Source organism: Microbacterium sp. SLBN-146 (assembly GCF_006715145.1).
GTDB lineage: Bacteria > Actinomycetota > Actinomycetes > Actinomycetales > Microbacteriaceae > Microbacterium.
The window spans coordinates 2,486,916-2,509,567 of sequence record NZ_VFMR01000001.1 but is presented as its reverse complement, the minus strand read 5'-3'; the positions used below and the strand labels follow the sequence as shown (position 1 = coordinate 2,509,567).

Annotated in this window: 24 protein-coding genes; 9 read left to right on the top strand and 15 right to left on the bottom strand. The window is 68.0% G+C overall.

The genetic code is table 11. The features are described 5' to 3' along the window. Positions 1-45 precede the first annotated feature (45 nt). Positions 46-1,071 carry an endonuclease/exonuclease/phosphatase family protein gene (locus FBY39_RS11000; protein WP_141932336.1) on the top strand — a complete coding sequence of 342 codons (1,026 nt, stop codon included), beginning with the start codon at positions 46-48 and terminating at the stop codon, positions 1,069-1,071. A gap of 32 nt (positions 1,072-1,103) precedes the next feature. Beyond that, positions 1,104-2,525 carry an aminopeptidase P family protein gene (locus FBY39_RS10995; protein WP_141932335.1) on the top strand — a complete coding sequence of 474 codons (1,422 nt, stop codon included), beginning with the start codon at positions 1,104-1,106 and terminating at the stop codon, positions 2,523-2,525. 6 nt (positions 2,526-2,531) lie between these two features. Here FBY39_RS10995 and FBY39_RS10990 read toward each other — a convergent pair whose 3' ends face one another. Both FBY39_RS10990 and FBY39_RS10985 read right to left on the bottom strand, forming a co-directional pair. After that, entirely contained in the window at positions 2,532-3,206 is a 675-nt protein-coding gene (locus tag FBY39_RS10990) for an alpha/beta family hydrolase (RefSeq protein ID WP_141932334.1), read from the bottom strand. Next, a complete protein-coding gene (locus FBY39_RS10985) occupies positions 3,203-3,889 on the bottom strand; it encodes a general stress protein (protein WP_260837708.1) in 687 nt (228 codons plus the stop codon). Before FBY39_RS10985 ends, FBY39_RS10990 begins: the two co-directional genes overlap by 4 nt. A gap of 36 nt (positions 3,890-3,925) precedes the next feature. On the opposite strand from FBY39_RS10985, the gene FBY39_RS10980 reads away from it, so the two are divergent. The 3 genes from FBY39_RS10980 to FBY39_RS10970 are packed head-to-tail and all read left to right on the top strand — an operon-like array spanning position 3,926 to position 6,860. Further along, complete coding sequence (locus FBY39_RS10980) at positions 3,926-5,191, top strand: magnesium transporter MgtE N-terminal domain-containing protein (protein WP_141932333.1); 1,266 nt, start codon at positions 3,926-3,928, stop codon at positions 5,189-5,191. Next, on the top strand, positions 5,191-5,709 hold the full coding sequence (locus FBY39_RS10975) for a DUF1003 domain-containing protein (RefSeq protein ID WP_141932332.1): 519 nt from the start codon (positions 5,191-5,193) through the stop codon (positions 5,707-5,709). Before FBY39_RS10980 ends, FBY39_RS10975 begins: the two co-directional genes overlap by 1 nt. Next, positions 5,706-6,860: an Mrp/NBP35 family ATP-binding protein gene (locus FBY39_RS10970; protein WP_141932331.1), complete on the top strand. Its 1,155-nt coding sequence runs from the start codon at positions 5,706-5,708 to the stop codon at positions 6,858-6,860. Before FBY39_RS10975 ends, FBY39_RS10970 begins: the two co-directional genes overlap by 4 nt. 117 nt (positions 6,861-6,977) lie before the next feature. Here the strand turns inward: FBY39_RS10970 and FBY39_RS10965 are convergent, their stop codons facing one another. Continuing rightward, a complete protein-coding gene (locus FBY39_RS10965; protein ID WP_141932330.1) occupies positions 6,978-7,349 on the bottom strand; it encodes a Sec-independent protein translocase TatB in 372 nt (123 codons plus the stop codon). Between the two features lie 72 nt (positions 7,350-7,421). Here FBY39_RS10965 and FBY39_RS10960 point away from each other — a divergent pair, with 72 nt between their 5' ends. Next, the gene (locus tag FBY39_RS10960) at positions 7,422-8,057 is read left to right on the top strand and encodes an O-methyltransferase (protein ID WP_141932329.1); all 636 of its coding nucleotides are present in this window, start codon (positions 7,422-7,424) and stop codon (positions 8,055-8,057) included. A gap of 55 nt (positions 8,058-8,112) precedes the next feature. Here FBY39_RS10960 and FBY39_RS10955 read toward each other — a convergent pair whose 3' ends face one another. From FBY39_RS10955 to dapE, 3 genes are all read right to left on the bottom strand, one after another. Then, positions 8,113-8,286 (bottom strand): DUF3117 domain-containing protein, encoded by a 174-nt coding sequence (locus FBY39_RS10955; RefSeq protein ID WP_076490128.1) that lies wholly within the window; start codon positions 8,284-8,286, stop codon positions 8,113-8,115. Positions 8,287-8,367: 81 nt separating this feature from the next. Continuing rightward, positions 8,368-9,609, bottom strand: coding sequence for a hypothetical protein (locus FBY39_RS10950; protein WP_260837706.1), 1,242 nt, complete (start codon positions 9,607-9,609; stop codon positions 8,368-8,370). After that, on the bottom strand, positions 9,597-10,667 hold the full coding sequence (dapE, locus tag FBY39_RS10945; protein ID WP_141932328.1) for a succinyl-diaminopimelate desuccinylase: 1,071 nt from the start codon (positions 10,665-10,667) through the stop codon (positions 9,597-9,599). Before dapE ends, FBY39_RS10950 begins: the two co-directional genes overlap by 13 nt. 44 nt (positions 10,668-10,711) lie before the next feature. Between dapE and dapD the strand changes: the two genes are divergently transcribed. Together dapD and ppk2 are read left to right on the top strand one after the other, a co-directional pair. Then, positions 10,712-11,668, top strand: coding sequence for a 2,3,4,5-tetrahydropyridine-2,6-dicarboxylate N-succinyltransferase (gene dapD, locus FBY39_RS10940; protein WP_141932327.1), 957 nt, complete (start codon positions 10,712-10,714; stop codon positions 11,666-11,668). A 9-nt stretch (positions 11,669-11,677) separates the two neighbouring features. After that, positions 11,678-12,469: a polyphosphate kinase 2 gene (ppk2, locus tag FBY39_RS10935; protein ID WP_186336944.1), complete on the top strand. Its 792-nt coding sequence runs from the start codon at positions 11,678-11,680 to the stop codon at positions 12,467-12,469. Positions 12,470-12,476: 7 nt separating this feature from the next. Here the strand turns inward: ppk2 and FBY39_RS10930 are convergent, their stop codons facing one another. The 8 genes from FBY39_RS10930 to FBY39_RS10895 form a co-directional block, all read right to left on the bottom strand. Continuing rightward, a complete protein-coding gene (locus tag FBY39_RS10930) occupies positions 12,477-13,775 on the bottom strand; it encodes a citrate synthase (protein ID WP_141932326.1) in 1,299 nt (432 codons plus the stop codon). 176 nt (positions 13,776-13,951) lie between these two features. After that, positions 13,952-15,097, bottom strand: a complete 1,146-nt coding sequence (dapC, locus tag FBY39_RS10925) for a succinyldiaminopimelate transaminase (protein WP_141932325.1) — start codon at positions 15,095-15,097, stop codon at positions 13,952-13,954. A 2-nt stretch (positions 15,098-15,099) separates the two neighbouring features. Further along, positions 15,100-15,420 carry a ferredoxin gene (gene fdxA / locus FBY39_RS10920; protein WP_141932324.1) on the bottom strand — a complete coding sequence of 107 codons (321 nt, stop codon included), beginning with the start codon at positions 15,418-15,420 and terminating at the stop codon, positions 15,100-15,102. Between the two features lie 10 nt (positions 15,421-15,430). Beyond that, the gene (locus FBY39_RS10915; protein ID WP_141932323.1) at positions 15,431-15,838 is read right to left on the bottom strand and encodes a histidinol dehydrogenase; all 408 of its coding nucleotides are present in this window, start codon (positions 15,836-15,838) and stop codon (positions 15,431-15,433) included. 14 nt (positions 15,839-15,852) lie between these two features. Further along, positions 15,853-16,167, bottom strand: a complete 315-nt coding sequence (locus tag FBY39_RS10910) for an AzlD domain-containing protein (RefSeq protein ID WP_141932322.1) — start codon at positions 16,165-16,167, stop codon at positions 15,853-15,855. Next, complete coding sequence (locus FBY39_RS10905; RefSeq protein ID WP_260837703.1) at positions 16,164-16,928, bottom strand: AzlC family ABC transporter permease; 765 nt, start codon at positions 16,926-16,928, stop codon at positions 16,164-16,166. Before FBY39_RS10905 ends, FBY39_RS10910 begins: the two co-directional genes overlap by 4 nt. A gap of 71 nt (positions 16,929-16,999) precedes the next feature. After that, on the bottom strand, positions 17,000-18,913 hold the full coding sequence (gene typA / locus FBY39_RS10900) for a translational GTPase TypA (protein WP_141932321.1): 1,914 nt from the start codon (positions 18,911-18,913) through the stop codon (positions 17,000-17,002). A gap of 162 nt (positions 18,914-19,075) precedes the next feature. Then, positions 19,076-20,785 (bottom strand): ABC transporter ATP-binding protein, encoded by a 1,710-nt coding sequence (locus FBY39_RS10895; RefSeq protein WP_141932320.1) that lies wholly within the window; start codon positions 20,783-20,785, stop codon positions 19,076-19,078. Between the two features lie 29 nt (positions 20,786-20,814). On the opposite strand from FBY39_RS10895, the gene FBY39_RS10890 reads away from it, so the two are divergent. After that, complete coding sequence (locus FBY39_RS10890) at positions 20,815-21,417, top strand: PH domain-containing protein (protein ID WP_141932319.1); 603 nt, start codon at positions 20,815-20,817, stop codon at positions 21,415-21,417. On the opposite strand, the gene FBY39_RS10885 is transcribed toward FBY39_RS10890, so the two are convergent. Continuing rightward, on the bottom strand, positions 21,408-22,652 hold the full coding sequence (locus FBY39_RS10885) for an ABC transporter permease (protein ID WP_141932318.1): 1,245 nt from the start codon (positions 22,650-22,652) through the stop codon (positions 21,408-21,410). The two genes, FBY39_RS10890 and FBY39_RS10885, sit on opposite strands and share 10 nt — an antisense overlap.

Genomic DNA, 22,652 nt, shown 5'->3' with positions numbered 1-22,652 from the left:
CATCGGCTTACGGAACTCCCAGAATGTCGTCATAGAGTCGAGCGCGTGCTTCGCGTGCTCGGGATCATCCTGGCGGTCCTCTGCACGGCGGCCGCTGCGGTCTTGACCTTTCCCGGCGTCTTCCGCGTCGATCGCTACTTCCCCGTCGCCCAGATCGTGTCGTTCCGCGGCCTCGTCGCTGTCGCCTTCTTCGCTGCAGCCTTCGTCGCCCTTCTTCTCATGATCGCCCGGCCGCTCCGCGCGCTCGGACTCGCGCTGGCGGTCGTCGCGGGGGCTGCAGGGGTCGCGAACGTGGTCATCCTCACCTCGCGCGGCCTCGGAACCGAAGAGCTCCCCGCGCAGACCGACACGTCCATCCGGGTCATGACGTGGAACACCGCCGGGGATGCGACGCCGCCTGACGCCATCGCACAGATGGCGGTCGCGATGAGCGCCGATGTCGTGACGCTCCCGGAGACGACCATCGAGACCGGTGAGCAGGTCGCGATCCTCATGCGCGATCTCGGCAGACCCATGTGGGCCCACCATGTCAACAATCCCTCGACGGTGTGGGATGCCGGGTCGACGACGATCCTGATCGCACCCGAGCTCGGCGACTATTCGGTCATCGAATCGTCGCGCGACGGCTCGAGCAACACGTCGACGGTCCCGAGCGCGGTCGCGATGCCGACGTCGGGCGAAGGGCCGATCATCGTGGCGGCGCACGCCGTCGCGCCCCGACCGTCGGCCATGCAGTCCTGGCGGAACGATCTGCAGTGGCTCGCCGACCAGTGCGCCGACGCGAACGTCATCATGGCGGGAGACTTCAACGCGACCCTCGACCATATGACAGGACTCGGCGTGGACGGCGGCACGATGGGCCTGTGCCACGATGCGGCGGCCGAGACCGGCAACGGTGCGATCGGCACGTGGACGACAGCTCTCCCTCCCCTTGCCGGCGCACCGATCGATCACGTGATGACTTCCCCGCACTGGCAGGCGACGGGCTCGCTCGTCGTCCGCTCGCTCGATGGATCCGGAAGCGACCACCGACCTCTCGTCGTCCAGCTGGAGCCCGTCGCGGACCGGTGACGCGGCGCGTACCGCGTGCGAGACTGGTCTGCATGAGCAGCGCAGGAGACACCGCGACGGATGCCAAGACCCAGCCGTCCGAGACGCCCGCCACCACCAGCACGAACCGGCGACAGCCGTTCGGGCGCGGGTTCCTCGACACCATCTCGACCGGGTGGGCCGATCGTCCCGAGTCGCATCCGCCGCGACGTGAGCAGGCGGATTTCGCGGCAGCTCGCCGTGCCGCCGTCTCCGCCGCTTTCCCGGGCCAGCGTCTCGTGATCCCCGCAGGCGGCCTCGCGCAGCGCAGCAATGACACCGACCACCCGTTCCGCGCGCACTCCGCCTTTGCTCACCTCACCGGTTGGGCCTCGGACGCCGAGCCCGACGCCGTTCTCGTCCTGGAGCCGCAGGACCAGGGCCACGAGCCGACTCTCTACTTCCGCGAGCGCGCCGACCGCACGACGAGCGAGTTCTACTCGGATGCCGCGATCGGCGAGTTCTGGATCGGCCCGCGTCCCTCGCTCGCAGGCGTCGCGTCGGAACTGGGCCTCGCAACAGCACACCTCGACGATCTGCAGCTCGACGATGACGATCTGACGGTCGGTCACGACCCCGCGCTCACGCGCTTCGTCTCGGAGCTGCGCCTCGTGAAGGACGAGTACGAGATCGCCCAGATGCGGCTCGCCGTCGAAGTGACGGCACGCGGGTTCGACGACATCGTCGCGAACCTCCCCGGCGTGATCGCGCATCCTCGAGGCGAGCGCATCGTCGAGGGGGTCTTCCACCAGCGTGCCCGCAGCGACGGGAACGCCGTCGGATACGAGACGATCGCCGCATCAGGGCCCCACGCCTGCTACCTCCACTGGACGCGGAACGACGGAGCCGTCGTTCCCGGCGATCTCATCCTGATCGACGCCGGAGTAGAGGTCGACAGCCTCTACACCGCCGACATCACCCGCACGCTCCCCGTGAACGGCACATTCACCGACGTCCAGCGCCGCGTCTATGAAACAGTGCGCGAAGCTGCGGATGCGGCGTTCGCCGCGGCGCGGCCCGGCGTCCCCTTCCGCGCAGTGCACGCGGCGGCCATGGAGGTCATCGCCGCCCGCGTCGCCGAGTGGGGACTCCTTCCCGTGTCCGCGGAAGAGGCGCTCGATGCGGATCAGGGTGGTCAGCACCGTCGCTACATGGTCCACGGGACGAGCCACCACTTGGGTATCGACGTACACGACTGCGCCGAGGCGCGACGCGAGATGTACTACGACGCCCCTCTCGAGCCCGGAATGGTGTTCACGATCGAACCGGGACTCTACTTCCAGATCGACGACCTCACGGTCCCTCAGGAGCTCCGCGGAATCGGTGTCCGCATCGAGGACGACATCCTCATGACAGCCGACGGCCCGGTCAACCTCTCGGCCGACATCCCACGGACGGCCGACGAGGTCGAAGCCTGGATCGCGCGGCTCACCTGAGCCGTTTCACAAGCACTCGGCGACGCGGCGCGCGATGATCGGAGCCAGCCCCGCTCCGACCTCGTCAGCGGGGCGCTTGCGACCCTTCACGTCGAACGAGTGACCGGCACCGTCGATCCAGACGAGCTCCGCGTCCTGGCACGCCGCGACGACCGCTGTCAGTTGCTCGTGCGGCAGGACGAACGGATCGTTCGTCCCTTCGACGAAGAGCTGCGGGACGGCGATGGATGGGAGATGCTCGGCGCGGAGCTTCTCAGGGGCACCCGGCGGGTGGAGCGGGTAGCCGAGGTAGGCGAGTCCTCGTGGTGAGATCTTGCCTTCCGCGGCCGCCATGGAGGCCATCCGCCCGCCGTAGGACTTGCCGGCGGCCCAGAAGTCCACTCCCGGCCGCTCCCCCGCGATCCACGCCTCGACGGCACTCCATGTCGAGACCGCGTGGGCCGCGGGCCCGGGCAGACGCCGCCCCGCCTCGGAGTACGGGAAGTTGAAGCGCAGAGTCGCCAGGCCGAGCCCGCCGAGCGCCGAGACGAGTCCTTCGAGGAAGGGTTGCGCGAACGTCCCGCCCGCGCCGTGCGCAACGGCGACGACGGAGCGCGCGCCGGTGATGTCGCCGTAGGCTCCGGAGACCTCGACGACACCGGAGGGCAACGCGACCGGAATCCGCACAGCGGACTCGGTCATGCGCTCGACGGGTCCCCGCCGCGTTCGTCGCGATCCGGAGTTGTCCCCCGGTCGTGATCGTCGTCACCGGCCGTCGGCGTCGCATCGCGCGCCGAAGAATCATCGGGAGCCGGATGCTGGGCGGCGTGGCCGTCGTCAGAAGGCACGCGTTCTCCGTATCGGGGAGGTTCGTGCGCCGTGCTCGCCTGGGGAGGCGGCGCAGCTGCAACGGTCTGCGGCGCACCGATGATCTGACGCGCGCGCGCCGCACTCGCGGGTGCGACGGACACCTCGTAGTGGTCCGCGATGACCTGCGTCACGGAGGCGTAGTCGCGACGACGACGCACGAACGAGTACGTGATGATGCTCAGCAGCATCCCGACCGCGATCCCTACGAAGAGGACGCCGACAAAGGCCTGAATGGGCACCGAGGGAGAACCGATGACGAGGATCGCCGAGAAGAGGAGTCCCAGGAGGACACCGTTGATCGCGCCGGATCGTGCCGCGGTGGCGTAGCCGAGGCGGCCCGTGATGCGCTCGACGGACCGCAGACCCTGTCCCACGATTGCGATGTCGCGCGCGGGAACGTCACCCGCGATGAGCGAGGAAACGGCCTTCTGAGCACGGTCGTAGGTGGGAAAGCTGGCGATGGTCTGCCCGACGTCGTCGGGGCCTTGCGAGAAGCGACCGCCCATCATGCTCATCTCTCCATCCTCCCACGCGGGTCTACGCTGGGAGGTGTGAGCACGCAGAGGGTTTTCGTCGCGCGCCTGGCGGGATGCTCCGTCTTCGATCCCGCAGGCGACCGGCTGGGCAAGGTCAGAGACGTCGTCGTGATCTATCGCAAGGACGATCCTCCGCGCGTCATCGGCCTCATCATCGAGATTCCCGGACGACGGCATGTCTTCGTCTCGATCGGTCGTGTCACGTCGATCGCGACCGGTCAGGTCATCACGACGGGACTCATCAACGTGCGTCGCTTCCAGCAGCGCGGCGGCGAAGTTCGCGTCATGTCGGAACTGCTCGGGCGCCGTGTGACGCTCGTCGACGGCTCCGGCGACGCCGTCATCGAGGACGTCGCGATCGAGCGCAGCCGGCTCGGCGACTGGGACGTCGGACAGCTGTTCCTGCGTCGACCGCGCACGAGCGCGTCTCCGTTCGCCAAGGGGACGACGACGTTCGCGGCATGGAGCGACGTGCGCGAGCGCCTTGCTCCCGGTCAGTCCCAATCCGCTGAGCAGCTCGTGGCCACCTACTCCGACCTCAAGCCCGCCGACCTGGCCAATACGCTCCTGGATCTCCCGGACGAGCGGCTCATCGAGGTCGCCGAGGAACTCCCCGACCACCGCCTCGCGGACGCCCTCGAGGAGATGCCGGAAGACGATCAGGTGCATATCCTCGAAGCCCTCGGCGACGAGCGCGCGGCGGACATCCTCGACGCCATGGAACCCGACGACGCCGCGGATCTCCTCGGCCAGCTTCCGGAGCAGCGGTCCGAGGAGCTCCTGGAGCTCATGGAGCCCGAAGAGGCTGAGGACGTCCGCGCGCTGCTGCAGTACGGACCCGACACGGCGGGTGGGCTCATGACGAGCGAGCCGATCGTCCTGTCGGCCGACGCGACCGTTGCAGAGGCCCTCGCCCTCATCCGCCGCCACGAGTTGCACCCTGCTCTCGCGGCCGCCGTCTTCATCACCCTCCCGCCCTACGAGACGCCGACCGGACGCTATCTCGGAACGGTGCACTTCCAGCGGATGCTGCGCTATCCCCCGCATGAGCGCCTCGGCGCGATCATCGACGACTCACTCGAGCCTCTTTCCGCGACCGTGTCGGCGGCCGAAGTCGCGCGCCTGCTCGCAAGCTACGACCTCGTCTCGGTGCCCGTCGTCGACGAAGCGCGCCGACTCGTCGGCGCCATCAGCATCGACGACGTGCTCGACTACATGCTCCCCGAGGACTGGCGTTCGCACGACGACAGCACGCCCGCTTCGACGGGAAGCGTCGCGTGATGGCCCGCGCCTCGCGCCGCGTGCCGGCGCTCGATGCCCCTCGCGGTCGTTCCGGCATGCTCGCGCCCCGACCTGCGCAGCCGTCGCGCGACCGCTTCGGGCGTGCGACGGAGTGGATCGCACGCAACATGGGAACGCCGTTCTTCCTCGTCGCGTTGACGCTCTTCTGCGTCGCGTGGATCGCGTGGAACACACTCGCGCCCGTCGACGCGCGGTTCGACTCCGCTGCGAACGGCTTCACGGCACTGACGCTCATGCTCTCGCTCCAGGCGTCGTATGCCGCACCCCTGATCCTCCTCGCGCAGAACCGCCAGGACGACCGGGACCGCGTGCAGATCGAACAGGACCGCCAGCGGGCAGAGCGGAACCTCGCCGACACCGAGTACCTCGCCCGCGAGATCGTGGCGCTGCGCATGGCGGTCTCGGACTTCCAGAACGAGGTCGTGACGCGCGACGCGCTGCGCGCCGAGCTGAAGAGTCTTCTCGAGCGCCTCGACGGCGAAGAACCGCGCCGATGACATCCGACGTGTCCGCCTCCGTACGCAGCGCCGTCGGAGCCGTGATCGACCCGGAACTGCGCCGGTCTCTCGCCGACCTCGAGATGGTGCGCGAGATCGACGTGCGCGACGGCGTCGCACAGGTTGGGGTGGCTTTGACAATCGTCGGCTGCCCCGCCTCGGACAGGATCGAACGGGAAGTGCGCGATGCTGCGGCATCCGTTCCCGGAGTCGAGACCGTCGAGGTGCGACTGGGCGTCATGACCCCCGACGAGCGCGCGGCCCTGACTGAACGCCTGCGCGGTGGTCGCCCCGCACGCACGATGCCGTTCGGGCCAGGCAGCCTGACGCGGGTCATCGCCGTGACGAGCGGCAAGGGCGGCGTCGGCAAGTCGACCGTCACCGCCAATCTCGCTGTGGCCATCGCCGCGCAGGGCGCGTCGGTGGGTCTCGTGGATGCCGATGTCCACGGCTTCTCGATCCCGGGTCTCCTCGGACTCGTCGGCGCGGACGGATCGGTGCCCGCACCCACCCGCATCGACGACCTCATGCTTCCTCCCGTCGCCCACGGGGTGAAGGTCATCTCGATCGGGATGTTCCTCCGCCGTGGTCGTGACGACGAGCCGCTCGGCGCCGTCGCATGGCGTGGGCCGATGCTCCACCGCACGGTGCAGCAGTTCCTCACCGACGTCTACTTCGGTGACCTCGACATCCTGCTTCTCGACATGCCGCCCGGGACGGGCGACATCGCGATCTCCGTGGGCCAACTCCTTCCGAACGCGGAAGTCGTCGTCGTCACGACACCGCAGTCCGCCGCGTCGGATGTCGCGGTGCGCAGCGGCCTCGTGGCCCGTCAGACAGGTCAGCGGGTCGTCGGAGTCGTGGAGAACATGGCGGCTCTCACGCTTCCCGACGGATCCCGGCTCGCGCTGTTCGGCGAGGGCGGTGGCGCACAGGTGGCGTCCGCACTCTCGACGGCGGCCGAGGAGGTTCCGCTTCTCGCATCGATCCCCCTCAGCACGACGCTGCGCGAGCGATCGGATGCCGGTACCCCTGTCGTCATCACGGACCCCACCGATCCCGCAGCGACCTCTATCGCGCAGCTCGCCGCAGCCCTCATGGCCATGCCCCGCGGCCTCCAGGGCAGGAGCCTCCCCTTCCGGAACGCCTGAGGAGCCCGGCATCCCCCCGCCGAGAAGACCCGAACGGTCCGATCTCGGGCCGAAAGCCGACGATTCGGGTCTTCTCGGCGGCTGGAGCTCGGGTTCCGGCGGACGCGCGTCCCCGCGCTAGGTCGCCTCGTTGTCGTAGGGGGGCACGTCGCCCGCGCGGAACGAGGGCGGAGTCGGCGTGAGAGGGGGTGGGACGACCTTCTGGCTCGCCGGGGCGATGGCCGCAACGGGGGCATCGTCGAGGAGAGCCTCGCGGATGATGCGACGCGGGTCGTACTGGCGCGGGTCGAGGGTCTTCCAGTCGACGTCGCTGAAATCATCACCCATTTCATCCTTGACCCGCGTGCGAGCGTTGGATACCCAATCACGGGCGCGCTTCGTGAAGGTCGCGAGGTTCTCGGCATACCGTGGCAGCCGCTCGGGTCCGATGACGAAGGCCGCGATGAGACCGATCAGCAGGAGCTTCTCGATCGTGAGGCCGAAGAACATGAGATCAGGTTACCGCCGCGCCTGGCCGTCGCGCGCGACGCGTCGCCGTAGGCTGTGCACGGAGGCATCACGATGGGCGAATACGACGCGAATCAACGATTCGCAGCTGAAGCGACGATCGAGCCCGAGCACATCGCTCGCGCTCGCCAGCACGCGCTCGAGATCGGCGCGGCGCCCGTCAGCTCCCCTGTCGGCGCGCAGTGTGCCGTCATCGCCGCCGCCTCGCGAGCCCTCAACATCGTCGAGATCGGGACGGGCGCCGGCGTCTCGGGGCTGTGGCTCCTCCACGGGTCGCCGCGCGCGACGCTCACGACGATCGACAACGAGCCCGAGCACTTGGGCGTCGCGCGTCGAGCATTCGGCGACGCGAAGATCCCCGCCGCGCGCGCACGATTCATCACGGGCCGGGCATCCGATGTCCTGCCGCGTATGAACGAGGCCTCCTACGACATCGTGCTGGTCGACGCTGACCCCGAAGGCGTCATCGAATACGTCGAGCACGGCCTGCGACTCGTCCGCGCAGGCGGAACCGTGCTCGTGCCACGCGTTCTGGGGGGCGGCGCGGTTGCCGATCCCGTGCGCCGTGATCCCGTCACGAGCGCCTACCGCTCCCTCATCCAGGAGACCCAGTCGTCTCCCGCCGTCATCGGGGCTCTGTCGATCGTCGGCGAAGGACTGCTGCAACTGACGACGATCGCCACCGACTGACCGACCGGGTCACGCAGAACGACCGGTCCGAAGACCGGTCGTTCTGCGTGTGACGTTACGCTGCTCCGACGACTCCACCCAGGACGTCGTAGAGTTCCTTGGCCTCAGCGTCGTTCACAGAGACGACGAGGCGTCCTCCTCCTTCGAGCGGCACGCGCACGATGATGAGGCGACCCTCCTTAACGGCCTCCATCGGCCCGTCTCCGGTTCTCGGCTTCATGGCTGCCATAACGGCTCCTTTTCGTGAGGTCTGCCCGTCGAGTTTACCGAACCCGCCGCACACCGGCTGCTCGGTCGACGGAGACGGGCCTCACGGGATCTGCCAATAGGTGTTTGCAAGCGCATACATGTTGTAGATCCACCACCACTGGCCGAGAAGACACAGCGCCAGGAATCCGCCGCGCCACCAGCGAGATCGCGGCACCGCAGCGGCTCCGAAGAGGGGGCTCAGGGGAACGAGGAGCCGGAAGATGCTCGACTGGGGGAAGAAGACGAGGAGCAGATACACGACGTAACTCGCCGACCACAGGCGGATGTCGACGCCGAGTCGACGGACATGCGGCTCGAAGACGAGGAGCGCCGCGAGTCCGATCACGAGGATGCCGAGGGCGACGTAGCCGACGACAGGTCCGAACCCCCACGTCGTGAACCAGAACGCCGCGGCGTGGATGAACCCGTCGAACGGAATGAACGACGACTCCGCGTCACCGATCCAGCTGCGCCGCCACGCGAGTTCGGTCGCGAGGTACGCTCCCGGGTCTCCCGTCACGAAGGCTGCGAAGACCTGCCATGAGAAGCCGACCACGACAGCGAGCAGACCGAGGAAGACGATGTGGAGGATGTGCGACACGGGGAGGGGTTCGCGTCGCCGCGTGAACCAGCGATGGATGCCGTGCAGCGCGAGGAAGAGTGCGAACGCGAGGATGCCGGGTCGTGTGTATCCCATGAGCGGAATGAGCAGGTACAACCACGCGTACCGCCGCCGTTCGACCGCCCACAGCGCCAGGAAGAGCCAGAGGAGGAAGAGAGTCTCTGCGTAGGCGACCTGGAAGAGGGCGGCAAGCGGACCCGAGGCGAAGAAGAGCGTCGCCCACATCGCCGCGCTCGCCCCGATTCGACTCTTGAGGAGGGCATGGAGGGCGAGACACGCGAGGTATCCCGAGACGAGGGAGATCACGAGGGCGCCGACGGCCCAGGAACCGAATGGCAGACCGAGCGCCTGGGCGAGCATCGGGTAGACGGGCATGAAGGCCCACTGGTTCTCGGCGACCTGTCGCGCCTCGGTGAGGGGAAGAACGCTGGGGTAGCCGTTGACGGCGACCATCCAGTACCACTGCGCGTCCCAGCCCATCGCGAAGGTGCCGACGGTGGCATCCGGACCGTAGCGCGAAGCGGGGCCCGAGAATTCGGCCGCGATGAAGAAGAAGCCCGTCGTGACGAGCCGCGAGAGAACGTACAGCAGGCCGATGCGCACCGCGATGGGCGCTCGCGCCCACGCGGTCGCCGGGGCCTCCCGCTCGGTGTCGTCGTGCGGCGGCGTCAGCTGAGCCACGCGCGCAGTCCGCGTTCGACCTCGATGATCTGCGCGAGCGGCACACGCTCTTCGTCGTGGTGCGCGAGGTGCGGGTCACCCGGACCGTAGTTGACCGCGGGAACACCCATCGCGGAGAAACGCGCGACGTCCGTCCAGCCGTACTTGGGCCGCGGCTCGGCACCCACGGCGGCGACGAACTCCTGCGCGAGGGGAGCGTCGAGCCCCGGGCGCGCGCCGATGGCGAGATCGACGACATCGACGTCGAATCCGGCGAAGACGTCACGCACGTGTCGTTCGGCCTCATCGGCGTCGCGACTGGGGGCGAATCGGTAGTTGACCTCGATCTCGCAGAGGTCGGGGATGACGTTGCCGGCGATTCCTCCCCCGACCCGCACGGCGTTGAGTCCTTCGCGGTAGAGCAGCCCCTCCACCTCGATCTCGCGCGGACGATACTCCGACAGTCGTGCGAGCACGGGGGCGGCCTTGTGGATCGCGTTCTCGCCGATCCACGAGCGCGCGCTGTGCGCGCGGACTCCGCGCGTGCGCACGATCGCGCGGAGGTTGCCGTTGCATCCGCCCTCGACCTGACCATTGGAGGGCTCGCCGAGAATGGCGAAGTCCGCAGCGAAGAGATCGGGCCGGGATGCCGCGAGCCGCGTGAGCCCATTGAGGTCGGCGTCGACCTCCTCGTGGTCGTACCACATCCAGGTGATGTCCGCCCGCGGGGTGACGAGGTCGTGAGCGAGCTTGAGCTGCACGGCGACCCCCGCCTTCATGTCGACCGTTCCCCGACCCCACAGGTACGGCTCGCCGTCGATCTCGATGTCGCGCGTCGGCAGGTTCGCGTTGAGAGGGACGGTGTCGATGTGCCCGGCGATCGCGACGCGCTGATCGCGCCCGAGGTTCGTCCGCGCGACGATCGTGTCGCCGTCGCGGTAGACCTCGAGGTGCGGGAGGGCGAGTACCGCCTCGTGGATGGCATCCGCGAGCACCGTCTCGTCATCGGAGACGCTGGGGATGTCGCAGATCGCGCGCGTGAGATCGATCGAAGTCGCGGTGAGGTCGAGCGCCGGCATCCTCCGAGTCTAACGACGCCGCGAATCCCGCTAGCGTGGAAGCCATGAGCGACGACGGGTGGATCTGGGGCGCAGGCCTTGCGACGACGGCGGACAACGGCACGGTGCTGGACACGTGGTATCCGTCTCCCGCACACGGTCGGATTCCGCTCGGGTTCGACCCCGCCATCGCGCCCGCGGATCTCGACCGCCTCGCCGTCCGCGACGAGCGCCGTGGCGTTTCGTCCGACGTCGTCGCGATCGAGATCGAGCTCGCGGCACCGCCCGTCTCGACGAGCGATGCGTACCTGCGCCTGCACGCACTGTCCCACCGCCTCGTGAAGCCCAACGACGTGAACCTCGACGGCATCTTCGGGCATCTTCCGAACGTCGCGTGGACGAATGCGGGGCCCGTGCATCCCGACGATCTCACGCGACTCCGCCCCCTCCTCCAGCGCGACGGCATCCAGGTGCAGGGGCTCGACAAGTTTCCGCGTCTCCTCGACTACGTCACTCCCCCGGGTGTCCGCATCGCCGATGCGTCGCGCGTACGCCTGGGTGCGTACCTGTCGCCGGGGACGACCGTCATGCACGAGGGATTCGTCAACTTCAACGCGGGAACGCTCGGTGCTTCCATGGTGGAAGGCCGCGTCTCGCAGGGCGTCGTCGTCGGCGACGGCAGCGACATCGGCGGCGGCGCATCGATCATGGGCACGCTGTCGGGCGGCGGAACGCACAAGGTGTCGATCGGCGCACGAACGCTCCTCGGGGCGAACGCGGGCATCGGCATCTCGCTCGGCGACGACTGCATCGTCGAAGCCGGCCTCTACGTGACCGCCGGCACGAAGATCGTGCTCGTCGACGAGGCGCCTCGGCCCGACGGCTCGCGCGCAACCGTCAAGGGTGCGGAGCTCTCCGGCCACGACGGCATCCTCTTCCGTCGCAATTCGCTCACGGGTGCCGTCGAGGCGACCCGCCGCGCGGGAGTCGGCGTCACGCTGAACGAGGCCCTCCACGCGTAGGCTCTGCGCATGACGCACCGTCTGGCGAAGAACACCTACGAAACCGAACTCCGCCGGCTGCAAGCGCAGCTCGTCGATATGCAGGCGTGGGTGCAGGCGAGCGGTGCACGCATCATCGTGCTCTTCGAGGGGCGGGATGCCGCGGGCAAGGGCTCCACGATCAAGCGCGTCTCGGAGTATCTCAATCCCCGCGTGACGCGTGTGGTGGCCCTCCCCACGCCGACGGAGCGCGAACGGTCCGAGTGGTACTTCCAGCGCTACGTCGCGCATCTTCCCGCCGCTGGGGAGATCGTCCTGATGGACCGGTCCTGGTACAACCGTGCCGGCGTCGAGCATGTCATGGGCTACTGCACGAACGCGCAATACCACCGGTTCCTGCACCAGGCACCCATCTTCGAGCGGATGCTCGTCGAGGAGGGCATCCTGTTGCTCAAGTACTGGTTCAGCGTCTCGGACGTCGAGCAGGAGAAGCGCTTCCGTTCACGGAACGACGACCCGATGCGGCGCTGGAAGCTCAGCCCCAACGATGTGCTCTCCATCACGAAGTGGGAGGACTACTCTCGCGCGAAGGACACGATGTTCGTCCACACCGATATTCCGGAAGCGCCCTGGTTCGAAGTCGACAACGAGGACAAGCGCCGCGGACGGATCAACATGATCGCCCATCTGCTGTCGCAGATCCCGTACGAGGTCATTGAACGACCCGAGATCGAGATCCCACCACGTCCGGAGTCCCGTGGCTACGAGCGGCCGCCGCACGACGACAGCAAGATCGTCCCCGACTACGCGGCGACGCTCTAGGAATCGCTCAGCCGAGTCCGGGGTACTGACGCTCCGGCGCCCCTACGTAGAGCTGCTGGGGCCGGCCGATCTTGGTCTGCGGATCGTTGATCGCCTCGCGCCACTGCGCGAGCCAGCCCGGCAGACGGCCGATCGCGAAGAGCACCGTGAACATGCGCGTCGGGAAGCCCATCGCCTTGTAGATGACGCCGGTGTAGAAGTCGACGTTCGGGTAGAGCCGACGCTCCTTGAAGTAGTCGTCGTTCAGCGCGATGTCTTCGAGTTCCTTCGCGAGGTCGAGGAGCGGATCGTGCACTCCCAGCTCACGCAGCACCTCATCGGCGGATTCCTTCACGAGCTTGGCGCGCGGGTCGTAGTTCTTGTAGACCCGGTGTCCGAAGCCCATGAGCTTGACGCCGTCCTCTTTGTTCTTCACCCGCTCGACGAAACGCTGAACGCTCTCGCCGGAATCGCGAATGCGGGCGAGCATGTCGAGGACCGCTTCGTTCGCACCGCCGTGCAGCGGACCATAGAGCGCGTTGATGCCGGCCGAAATCGAGGAGAACTGGTTGGCTCCCGTCGATCCAACGAGGCGCACGGTCGAGGTCGATGCATTCTGCTCGTGGTCCTCGTGGAGGATGAGCAGGCGCTCGAGCGCACGCGACATGACGGGATTGACCTCGTAGATCTCGCTCAGGACGCCGAAGTTGAGCTTGAGGAAGTTGTCGACGAAGCTCAGCGAGTTGTCGGGATAGAGGAAGGCCTGGCCGATGCTCTTCTTGTGCGCGTACGCCGCGATGACGGGCATCTTCGCGAGCATCCGGATCGTGTTGAGCTCGACATGCTCGGGGTTGTGGGGATCCGATTCGCGCTCGTAATACGTCGAGAGAGCCGACACCGCCGACGACAGGACCGACATCGGGTGCGCTGTGTGGGGCAGCGCCGAGAAGAATCGCTTGAGGTCTTCGTGGAGCAGAGTGTGGTGACGGATCCGGTCGTCGAACGCGGCCAGCTCGTCGGCGCTCGGAAGCTCGCCGTAGATGAGCAGCCACGCGACCTCGAGGTACGTGCTGTTCTGAGCCAGCTGCTCGATCGGGTATCCGCGGTAGCGAAGGATGCCCTGGTCGCCGTCGATATAGGTGATCTCGGACTTCGTGGCCGCCGTGTTCACGAAACCATAGTCGAGCGCGGTGTGGCCCGTCTGCCGCGTGAGGGTCGAGACATCGATGCTCGGGAGGCCGTCCGTGCCCCGGAGAACCGGCAGCTCCGCCGTCCGGTCTCCGACCGTGAGGGTGGCCTTCTCCTGCTGGGGGTTTGCGTCGCTCACGCCGCCTCCTCGCGATTCTGTGGTCGTGCGGGGGTGTCGTCCGGATACCCACCGCAGACGTCGCGGGGTCCGGCGCGGAGCTCCGGGTGCAGAGCGACCGCCTGAATACAGCCTATCGGGCCAGGACCACACCGTCGGACACCACCAAAGCTCAGCCGAATCCGATGGAGGGAATCTCACACGGACGAGACCGCGCTCGGAGTTCCCGCCGGGTCCTCGGCCGCCGACAGACGTCGCGCGGCCGCGTCGATGCGCTCGTCGCTCGCCGTCAGTGACAGGCGGACGTGCTGTGGATAATGCTCACCGTAGAAGTGACCAGGACCGGCGAGAATGCCGAGATCGGCGAGACGTCCGAGACTCTCCCACGCATCACGCCCCTCCGTAGCCCACAGATAGAGCCCCGCTTCGCTGCGATCGATTCGGAAGCCTGCCGCCTCCAGCGCGGGCTTCAGGCGCGCGCGGCGAGCCCGGTAGCGCTCCTTCTGCGCTCGGACGTGAAGATCATCGCCGAGAGCCGCGGTCATCGCGCGCTGGACGGGCGCGGGGAGCATGAGCCCCAGGTGCTTGCGCGCTGTCAGCAGGCGCGCCACGATGTCGGCCTCGCCCGCGAGGAAGGCGGCGCGGTAGCCCGCCAGGTTGGACTGCTTGCTGAGCGAGTAGACCGAGAGAAGCCCGCGGAGGTCGCCGCCTGTCACCCGCGGATCGAGGACCGACGGAATCGGCTCCCCGTCCCACGGAGCGTCCCAGCCGAGTTCTGCGTAGCACTCGTCCGACGCGAGCACGGCACCGAGCTCGCGCGCGCGATCGACGCGTCGTCGGAGCGCCTCGACATCCCACACCCGCCCGTCGGGATTCCCCGGAGAGTTGATCCAGACGAGACGTGTGCCGTCCGGCCACTCTGCGGGATCGTCGGATGCCACGGCAGTCGCACCCACGAGTCGAGCGCCGACCTCGTACGTCGGATAGGCGGCCTTCGGGTGCACGACGACGTCACCGCCGCCGAGCCCCATGAGGAGCGGAAGGAGCGCGACGAGCTCTTTCGAACCGACCGTGGGGAGGACGTTCTCAGGACTCAGCCCGGGGACGCCCCGCCGGCGGGCGTACCAGTCCGTGATGGCGGCGCGCAGCGCGGGGGTTCCCATCGTCTGCGGATACGCGTGCGCGTCGGTCGCATCCGCCAGGGCCGCTGCCACAACGGAGGGCGTCGCATCGACGGGAGACCCGATCGAAAGGTCGACGACGCCGTCAGGATGCCGAGCAGCACGCTCCGCGTAGGGCGCGACGGCGTCCCAGGGGTAGTCGGCGAGGTCGGAGACCCCCACGATCAGTGTTCCTGGGGCGGGAGGACGGCGATGACCGGGTGGTCCTTGTGGATGACGCCGACCTTGGCCGCGCCGCCGGGAGATCCGATGTCGTCGAAGAACTCGACGTTCGCCTTGTAGTAGTCCTGCCACTCTTCCGGCAGATCATCTTCGTAGTAGATCGCCTCAACAGGGCAGACGGGTTCGCAGGCTCCGCAGTCCACGCATTCGTCGGGATGGATGTAGAGGCTGCGCTCGCCTTCGTAGATGCAGTCGACCGGGCACTCGTCGATGCAGGCGCGGTCTTTGACATCCACGCAGGGAAGGGCGATCACGTATGTCACGTCGACAAGTCTAGTTCGCCTCGGCGGCGTCCTCTCCGCGAAGCGCGCCGTCGCGTTGCGCTCGCACGGGCGAAAGAGACGGCCACGCCACGACGAGGCCCACGAGCAGCGGGATCGCGAGCGTCCAGACGATTCCCAGCCCGGTGTCGGGGACGACGACCGATCCGCCCGGGCCGCGCCCCGAGAACACGAGAGTCGCCAGCACCATGCCGAGTCCCGTCGCGAGGGCCGCCCACCGATCAGACGTCAGGAGGCGCACGGCGACGACGAGCGCGCCGCATCCGACGATCCCGAGAGCGAGGCCCACCGGGAGACCTGCGAGCGTGAAGCCGTGGGCGATCGTTCCTGCCACGCCGTAGACGAGTCCTACGAGGAAGGCGACGATCCACGTGCCGACACGTGTCCAGGAGAGAGCCACCGCGCCAGCCTACGTCAGGCCGCCCATCCCCAGAGTCGCAGGAGAGCGGCCACGATGGCCGCCGCCATGACGACGACGAGGAAGGGCGCACGAAGGAGGAGAAGACCCGCGGCGACGAGGACGGCGGGCACGCGCGCGTCCACGACGATGCTCTGTCCCGCACCCAGTGCTTGCACGGCGACGAGCGCCGCGAGGAGCGCGACCGTCAGGAGGTCGGCGATGCGCGACGGTCGCGGAGCGTCGAGCCAATGGCTGGGGATGAGGTATCCGAAGGTCTTCAGGGCGACGCAGATGATCGAGGCGACGAGGACCGCGTTCCAGAGGGTCACGGGAGCCCCTCCCGCTCGGGCACATCATCGGGTTCCCCCGCCTCCGCGGCGGACGTTCCCCCCAGCCAGTTGAACCAGCCGACGACGACGGCGACGAGCGCCGCCACGAGGACGGGAATGCCGGGCATGAGCACAGGGGTCAGAAGCGTCGCGACGAGCGCCGCCGCGATACCCACGACGATGGGCTGGCGCCGCCGGAGACGCGGCCACAGGAGGGCGAGGAAGGCGGCGGCAGCCGCGGCATCAAGCCCATATGCTTTGGGATCGCCCAGGACGTCTCCGGCGAGGGCGCCCGCGAGTGTCGACAGGTTCCATCCGACGTAGATGCCGACGCCGGTGACCCAGAATCCGAGCGTGCGTGCGCGCGGAGTGCGCTGGGCGAGCGCGACGGCCGTCGACTCATCGATCGTGAAGTGCGCTGCCGCGGCACGTTTCACGGCGCCCCGCCCGATGATGGGAGACATGCTCATGCCGTAGGCGATGTTGCGGATCCCGAGGAGGGATGCCGACGCGATCGCGGCCGGCGCCGCCGCCACTCCCCCGGCGCCGATGACGCCGATGAAGGCGAACTGCGATCCGCCCGTGAACATCAGGAGGCTGAGGACGCACGTCTGCCACACGTCGAAGCCGGAGACGACCGCGAGGGCTCCGAACGAGACGCCGTACGCGCTCGTCGCGAGAGCCACGCCGAGCGCCTCCCGCACGGCCCGGCGCGACTCCCCCGGTGCGTGCGCATCGTCGAAGATCGGTTCCGGACTCACTCCATCGAGCCTAGCGACCGCGGCAGAGCGGACCCCCGGTCCACTCTGCCGTTCGCGGACCGAATCCTGCCTCAGACGTTGGCGTCCTGGCGCTTGAGACGTGCCGTCGCGCGGGCACGCTCGGTCGCGTCGAGGTTCACCTTGCGGATGCGGACGATCTCGGGCGTGACCTCGACGCATTCGTCGTCGCGCGCGAACTCGAGGCTCTCCTCGAGCGAGAGCTGTCGCGGGGGCGTCATCGACTCGAACGAGTCCGACGTCGAAGAGCGCATGTTGGTGAGCTTCTTCTCTTTCGTGATGTTGACGTCCATGTCGTCGGCGCGCGAGTTCTCGCCGATGACCATGCCCTCGTAGACCTCCTGCGTCGGCTGCACGAAGAACGACATGCGTTCCTGCAGCGCGATGATCGCGAACGGGGTGACGACACCCGAACGGTCCGCGACGATCGAGCCGTTCTGACGCGTCACGATCTGCCCCGCCCACGGCTCGTAGCCGTGGGAGATCGCGTTCGCGATGCCCGTGCCGCGGGTCGTCGTGAGGAACTCGGTGCGGAATCCGATGAGACCGCGCGACGGGACGATGAACTCCATCCGCACCCATCCCGTTCCGTGGTTCGTCATGTTGTCCATGCGTCCCTTGCGGGCGGCGAGAAGCTGCGTGATCGCTCCGAGGTACTCCTCGGGGGCATCGATCGTCAGGTGCTCGAACGGCTCCTCGATCTTGCCGTCGGGTCCCTTGCGGGTCACGACCTGGGGCTTTCCGACCGTGAGCTCGAAACCTTCGCGACGCATGTTCTCGACGAGGATCGCCAAGGCGAGCTCGCCACGACCCTGGACCTCCCACGCGTCGGGCCGACCGATGTCGACGACCTTGAGCGAGACGTTGCCGATGAGCTCGCGATCGAGGCGGTCCTTGACCATGCGCGCCGTGAGCTTGTGGCCCTTGACCTTGCCCGCGAGCGGGCTCGTGTTCGTGCCGATCGTCATCGAGATCGCCGGGTCGTCGACGTGGATCTGCGGCAGCGGGCGCACGTCTTCGGGGTCGGCGATCGTCTCACCGATCGTGATGTCCTCGAAGCCCGCGATCGCGACGATGTCACCGGGGCCGGCGCTCTCGGCCGGGTACCGGTCGAGGGCACGCGTCTTGAGCAGCTCCGTGATGCGGGCGTTGCTCGTCGTGCCGTCGTGGCGGACCCAGGCGACCGTCTGACCCTTCTTGAGCGTGCCGTTGAAGACGCGAAGGAGCGCGAGGCGACCGAGGAAGGGGCTCGAGTCGAGGTTCGTGACCCACGCCTGGAGCGGGGCCTCATCGTCATAGGACGGCGCGGGGACGTGCTGGAGGATCGCTTCGAACAGCGGCTCAAGATCGGCGTTGTCGGGAAGCTCGCCGTTGCCGGGACGCGTGCGGGACGCCGCACCGGCACGGCCGGACGCGTAGACGACGGGGACGTCGAGCAGCGCGTCGACGTCGAGGTCGGGCACGTCGTCCTGGAGGTCGGATGCGAGCCCCAGGAGGAGATCGTGCGCTTCCTCCTCGACCTCGGCGATGCGCGCGTCGGGACGGTCGGTCTTGTTGACGAGCAGGATGACGGGGAGCTTCGCCTCGAGCGCCTTGCGGAGCACGAAGCGCGTCTGCGGCAGCGGGCCCTCACTGGCATCCACGAGCAGCACGACACCGTCGACCATGGACAGGCCGCGCTCGACCTCACCGCCGAAGTCGGCGTGACCGGGGGTGTCGATGACGTTGATCGTGACGGGAACATCGGAGTGGATGCCGCTGTAGGTGATCGCCGTGTTCTTCGCGAGGATCGTGATGCCCTTTTCGCGCTCGAGATCGTTCGAGTCCATCGCGCGCTCTTCCATGTGCTCGTGCGAGCCGAAGGAGCCGGTCTGACGGAGCATGGCGTCGACGAGCGTCGTCTTGCCGTGGTCGACGTGGGCGACGATCGCCACGTTGCGGAGGTCCGGACGGAGGGCGCGCGCCATAAAAGGGTCCTTGCGAGTGTGATGAGAAGAGAGAGGCGGACCCTGAGCAGAATCGAAGGGTCCGACACCCCAGCCTAACGCAGGGACCCGTGAGCAGCCTGAACCGCCGGGTTGCGGCATCCGGAAGAGATACCGCAACCCGGAGCGATAGAGGTGTTGGACCTACTTCTGGGATGCCAACAGGGCAGCGCGCGCCTGACGACGCTGGCGCTGCTCGGCCGGATCGGGAACCGGGACGGCTGCGATGAGGCGCTGCGTGTACGGGTCCTGCGGATTGCGCAGGATCTGGTCCTTCGTCCCCTGCTCCACGATCCGCCCATGCTGCATGACGGCGATCCGGTCGGCGAGGAGGTCGACGACGGCGAGGTCGTGCGTCACGAACAGCGTCGCGAACTGCTTCTCCTTCTGGATCTGCTGGAGGAGCTCGAGCACGCGCGCCTGCACGGAGACGTCGAGCGCGCTGGTCGGCTCGTCCGCCACGAGCACCGTCGGATCGAGCGCGAGGGCGCGCGCGATGCCGATGCGCTGCCGCTGGCCACCCGAGAGCTCGTGCGGGTAGCGGTTGCGGAAGTCGCGCGGAAGCTCCACCATGTCGAGAAGCTCCTCGACCCGCCCGGAGATCTCCTTCTTCGCGCGTCCCGCCAGGACGAGCGGTTCTCCGATCGACTCACCCACGGGCCAGCGCGGGTTGAGCGACGATCCAGGATCCTGGAAGACGATGCCGAGCTTCCGCCGGACCGCTCGAAGCTGCTTCGTGTCGACACCGACCATCTCCTGGCCCGCGACACGGAGCTGTCCCTCCGCGATGGGGAGGAGGCCGACGACGGCACGCGCGATCGTCGTCTTTCCAGAGCCCGATTCGCCGACGAGGCCGAGGACCTCTCCCGGCTGGATCGTGAGCGACGCATCCGAGACGGCACGGAAAGCAGGAACCCGGCCGCGCTTGGGGTAATCGATGCTGAGTCGGTCGAGCACGAGCGCGGCAGTCGTGTCGTCGCGGACGCTCGCGACCTCTTCGCCCGCGGATCCGAGGCCGAGGTGCGGCACGGACGCCATGAGGGCGCGCGTGTAGGGGTGCTCGGCGTCGGCGAAGATCTTCTCGGCAGCGCCGTACTCGACGACGTCGCCGTCCTTCATGACCATGACGTCGTCGGCCATGTCGGCGACGACACCCATGTCATGCGTGATGAGGATGATCGCCGAGTCGAGCTTCTGGTGCAGGTTCCGCAGCAGATCGAGGATCTCCGCCTGGACCGTCACATCGAGGGCGGTCGTCGGCTCGTCGGCGATGAGGACACGGGGATCGAGCGCGATCGACTGCGCGATCATGGCACGCTGACGCTGGCCGCCGGAGAGCTGGTGGGGGTACGAGTTGTACGCCTTGGGCGGGTCGGGCATCTCGACGAGGCGGAGCATCTCGAGCGCGCGCTCCTTCGCTTGGCCCCGGGTCATGCCGGGGCGGTGCGTGAGGAGGACCTCGGAGATCTGGAAGCCGATCGTGTACACGGGGTTGAGCGCCGTCATCGGCTCCTGGAAGATCGCCGCGATGCCCTCGCCGCGCACCTGTCGCTGAACCTTGTCGGGTGCCCCGATGAGCTCTCGCCCCGCGAGGACCGCGCTCCCCTGCACTCGGGCGTTCTTCGGGAGGAGTCCCATGATCGCCATCGAGCTCGTGCTCTTTCCGGAGCCCGACTCACCGACGATCGCGAGGACCTTCCCGGCTTCGAGATTGTAGGTGACGTGCTTGGCCGCCGCGGCCCATGACCCGCCGACCCAGAACTCGACGCCGAGGTTCTTGACGGAGAGGACAGGACCGCCCTCAGGCTTCGGTGCTGCGTGGCGACGCGTGCGGCCGCTCTCATGGGTGCTCATCGGTCAGTCTCCCGTGTCAGGATGGGCGCATGCCCGAACCGGTCGTCTTTCGTCCCCGCGGCGGGCAGATCCTCGCGTGGATCGCGATCGCCTCGTGCGCTGCGGGTCTGGTCTTCATGGCCGTCACCGACGGCGTGGCGAGCCTCCTCGCATGGGCGTGGCCGCTCGTGCTCGCCGCGTGGCTCGCGTGGCTTCTCTACGTCCGCCCGTACGTGTCCGTGACCGAAGGCTTCGCCGAGATCGGCAATCCCTTCCGCACGCACCGAGTCCCCTGGGGAGACATCGATCGCGTCGACACCCGGTACGCGCTCACGATCCACACGCGCGACGGTCGACGCATCCGCGCGTGGGCGGCGCCGGCTCCGGGCGCACGTCGCGCCCTGTCCACCCGCCGGGAAGAGGTCGCGGGGACCCCCGGCGAGGGCGAGACGCGTCGCCCGTCGGATGCTGCGGGTACCGAGTCGGGAGACTCCGCGACGCTCGTGCTGCGGCACCTCGAGGAGTACCGGCGTGCGGCCGGCCCCGCGCTCGCGGGAGGAACGGCCACCACCCTCGGCGTGCTGCACATCGGAGTGACGGCCGTCCTGATTGCGGCCGCCGTCCTGAGCATCGCGCTGCTGCCTCACGGCTGACCGTCCTTCGACCCCGGCCCGCTGGCATCCGCATCGCCATCCGGCCCCGTGCCGGGCCGCTCGACGGGATCGACCCTCGGTTCGGGTTCGGGGAACCTGCTGAACCCGTCCATATAGACGTCGTCATCGTCGCTCGATGTCGGACCTTCGACCATCTGCACGGCCTGGACTGAGGGGATGGCGGCGATCGCGCGCGAAGCCTTGCGTCGGCTGACCTTGCCCTGCTGGCGTGGATCGAAGGCGTCGCGGAGCCCATCGCCGATGAAGTTGATGCATAGCGCGAGGATCACGATGAACAGACCCGGCCACCAGAAGAGCCACGGTCGCGTGCGGAACGCCTCGCGATACTCGCTGATGATCTGACCCAGTGAGACGTCCGGGTACGTGATTCCGAAGCCGAGGAAGCTGAGCGCCGCCTCGATCAGCACGGCGGCACTCATCAGGAGCGTCGTGTTGACGATGATGACGCCGACGGCGTTCGGAAGGATGTGCCGGAAGATGATCCGGGCATTGCTCGCGCCCGCGACGCGGGCGGCATCGACGAACTCGCGCTCGCGAAGAGCGAGGAAATCGCCGCGCACGAGTCGCGCAAGACCGGTCCAGCTCAGGATGCCGAGGAAGAGACCGAAGACGATCGCATTGCCACCGAAGAGCCGTCCGAGGATCGAGCCGATGACGATGATCGGGATGATGATGATGACGTCGGTGAAGCGCATGACGAGCGAGTCGACCCAGCCGCGGTAGAAACCGGAGAGGGATCCCAGGAGGACGCCGATCACGAGCGACACGATGCCGACGAGGAACATGACCGTCAGCGACTGCTGCGTTCCACGCATGACCTGGGCGAAGATGTCCTTGCCCAGCGTGTCTTGACCGAACGGGTGCTCGCCGAGGCTCAGCGGCCACAGCGACAGAGTCGGCGCTCCCCCGTTGACGACGGGGTACTGCGTGAACCAGTCGAGCGGCCACCAACCAGGAATGCGGAAGCCGTTGATCTGGAGCTCCCCGCCGGGACCGGCTTCGAGCGTTCCTGTCCCGCCGATAACGGTGCCGACGGAGGTGAAGGCCAGCAGGATGACGAGGACGAGGACGACGAGGGCTGCCATGGCGCCGCCATGACGGAAGAATCGTCGGCGGACGAGGGCGCCCTGGCTGAGGCCTGCGACGGCCTTCTGCTCGATGGACTGTTCGCTCCCGCGGTCCTGCGGGGCTCCGGTAGGAATCGTGGTCGACAT